This window comes from Hydrocoleum sp. CS-953 (assembly GCF_002260545.1).
GTDB lineage: Bacteria > Cyanobacteriota > Cyanobacteriia > Cyanobacteriales > Microcoleaceae > Trichodesmium.
Map to the genome: position 1 here is coordinate 1 of NZ_LGSU01000425.1, position 3,074 is coordinate 3,074.

General features: G+C 35.3%; 1 protein-coding gene and 2 pseudogenes. 2 read left to right on the top strand and 1 reads right to left on the bottom strand.

The annotated features are described in order from the left end of the window. Positions 1–466: 466 nt before the first annotated feature. Positions 467–819, top strand: a pseudogene (locus AFK68_RS40960) (carboxyl-terminal protease); the annotation flags it as partial. Position 820: 1 nt separating this feature from the next. Continuing rightward, positions 821–1,912: pseudogene (locus tag AFK68_RS04185) on the top strand (S41 family peptidase); the annotation flags it as partial. A 779-nt stretch (positions 1,913–2,691) separates the two neighbouring features. Here AFK68_RS04185 and AFK68_RS04190 read toward each other — a convergent pair. Then, positions 2,692–2,928 carry a hypothetical protein gene (locus tag AFK68_RS04190; protein ID WP_094671719.1) on the bottom strand — a complete coding sequence of 79 codons (237 nt, stop codon included), beginning with the start codon at positions 2,926–2,928 and terminating at the stop codon, positions 2,692–2,694. Between the last annotated feature and the right edge of the window lie 146 nt (positions 2,929–3,074).

The following is a 3,074-nucleotide window of genomic DNA, read 5'->3' on the forward strand; positions in this document are numbered from 1 at the left end:
ATAATTAGGGTTTGCTGAAAAAAGCAGAGTGTGGGGAGGGTGGGGAGGGTGGGGAGTGTAGGGATACAGAGAAAGTAGAAGGAATAATTTTCCCTTGATTTTTCTGTACTTGTCTGCCTTTTATCCTAACTTTTTGAGGTTTTTCAACTGAAAACTAGGCACTTTTTTCAACCATAAAAAGGCTCAAGCCTTTATCTGTCATGCTTACAGATTTAATCAGCAGAGCAATAATTAGGAATTAGGCTGAAAAAGTCTTTTTTTAAGGAGTGGGGGAGTAGGGGAGTGGGGGAGTAATTTTTTTGCCCAACTCTTACCCAAGATACTAACTTTTTGAGCATGAACATCTGAAAACCAGGCAATTTTTCCAGACCTAAAAATACACCTTATCTCTCTGTAAATGCTTTGAGATTTAATTAACAGAACAATAATTATTAAAGATTGATAATTCAATACTTCACTTCTATTTATGAAAAAAAGATTTTTCCAAATTGCACTTTTATTAATATTCCCAATCATCCTGACCTGGGGACTAATGACCTCTTCTGCAACAGCATTAACTGAAGAACAAAGCTTATTAGGTGAAGCTTGGCGTATAGTCAATTTAGCTTATGTTGATGACTCTTTCAATCATCAGAACTGGTGGTTTAAGCGTCAAAAATTAATGAAGAAACCCCTGAAAACTAGAGAAGAAACCTACAGCACCATTCAAGAAATGTTGGCCAGTCTAGAAGATCCATTCACGCGACTTCTTAAACCACAACAATACCGGAATTTACAGGTTGATACTTCTGGAGAATTAACAGGAGTAGGTTTACAAATNGATGACTCTTTCAATCATCAGAACTGGTGGTTTAAGCGTCAAAAATTAATGAAGAAACCCCTGAAAACTAGAGAAGAAACCTACAGCACCATTCAAGAAATGTTGGCCAGTCTAGAAGATCCATTCACGCGACTTCTTAAACCACAACAATACCGGAATTTACAGGTTGATACTTCTGGAGAATTAACAGGAGTAGGTTTACAAATTGCCCTAGACTCTCAAACAGGAGAACTAATAGTCATCTCTCCCCTGGAGGGTTCCCCTGCTGAAACTGCTGGTATCCAAACAGGCGATCGCGTAGTCAAAATTGATGGCCATTCCACCACAGAATTTTCATTAGATGAAGCTGCAAATAGAATGCGGGGTACTGTTGGTTCTTCTGTGGTATTAACAATTTTGAAAGACAGTAGAGACAAACCCCAAGACATAACAATAATTCGGGACAAAATAGAGATTAATCCAGTCTATGCCAAGTTAAAGTCTAACTCTGAAACAGGACCAATTGGTTATATTCGCCTCAGTCAATTTAATGCTAATGCTACTGCAGAAGTAACCCAGGCTGTAAAAAGTTTTGAGGAACAGGGAGCAATTGGCTATGTACTCGATTTACGCAATAATCCAGGTGGACTATTACAAGCTGGTGTAGAAATTGCCCGTCTATGGTTAGACGAAGGTACAATTGTTTACACGGTTAATAGACAAAGAATTCTTGGTAGTTTTTCTGCTGAAGGTCCTGCTATAACTAATGCCCCATTAGTTGTCTTAACTAATCAGGGAACTGCAAGTGCTAGTGAAATTCTAGCTGGCGCCCTTCAGGATAATGGTCGTGCTTTATTGGTAGGTGAAAAAACTTTTGGTAAAGGCTTAATTCAATCTTTGTTTGATTTATCTGATGGATCGGGATTAGCAGTTACGGTTGCCAAGTATGAAACACCAAACCATAAAGATATTAATAAACTGGGAATTATTCCAGATTTTTTGGTGGAACAAGACCCGATTTTACCTAACCAAATTACCACAGAATCTGACAAACAATATCAAGCTGGAGTAGAGCTTCTAACATCTCAATTTGTATTAGCTAATGCAGCTTAAGTATAACTTCAGCAATTAACAATGAAAAATTAATAATTAATAATTACGCCTTCTTAAAAGAAGGGGATTGACTCAAAGGAAAATTTTTGATTTATCCTCTTAAAAGGGGAAGTTATCAACCTGAATTGTTGAATGAATAATTATTTACTATCAACTCTTAATAATTAATAATTAATAATTAATAATTAATTATTCGGTAAGTAGGGCTTGCTGATTAAATATAAAAGCATTAACAGATAAAGGCTTGGGCTTTTTTAGGAGCAAAAAAAAGTGCAACTTTTTAAGGTTGAGCGACCCANTAATTAATAATTAATAATTAATAATTAATTATTCGGTAAGTAGGGCTTGCTGATTAAATATAAAAGCATTAACAGATAAAGGCTTGGGCTTTTTTAGGAGCAAAAAAAAGTGCAACTTTTTAAGGTTGAGCGACCCAAAAGTTAGGATAAAAGGCAGAATAATCACAGAAAAATCAAGGGATAATTATTCCGACTACCTCATCTAAATTCTCCATTCCTCCTGACTCCTGACTCCTACCGCTAGCAGTCATACTTTTTCAGCAAACCCTAAGTATTCAGCCGTCAGCTATCAGCTCTCAGCTATGAATTATTAACTCAATTCTCATAGGAAGGAAGAATTTAGTCTCCAAAGAGAATGAAAAGTTATAAATAAAAATGTCATCCCTTAACTTTAGTAAGTTATTAGCTTCAAAACTAGGAAATATGAGGGCATTCCACATGATAAAGCTGAATAGTAATAGCTGGATGCTTAAATAATAACTATAGAGAAGAATTAGATTCTGAACTTGCTTTAATACTATTATCTTCTAGCCAAATTATAGGTATTTGATGAGAATCTAATCGGTTACTTTGCTCCTGCATAATAGTCTTAGCTTGACTAGGGTCAAAATAGCGACTAAATTTTTCCTTCTCATTATTCAATCTTTCTGTTGTAGTTTTAATTTCAGATTCAATAACTTGTAGTTTTTCTTGAATAGATTGGTAATGAGGTAACAACTTTAATAAAGCAGAAGTTACACAAATAGAAAGTAATATATTTTTCGGAGTCTTTTTGATCGTAATGCTGTGGCAGAAATGCTGGTGGTATTAAGTCAGAGGTCAATTACTAAAGGGGAAAAAGAAATAGATGGTCAGGAAAATTT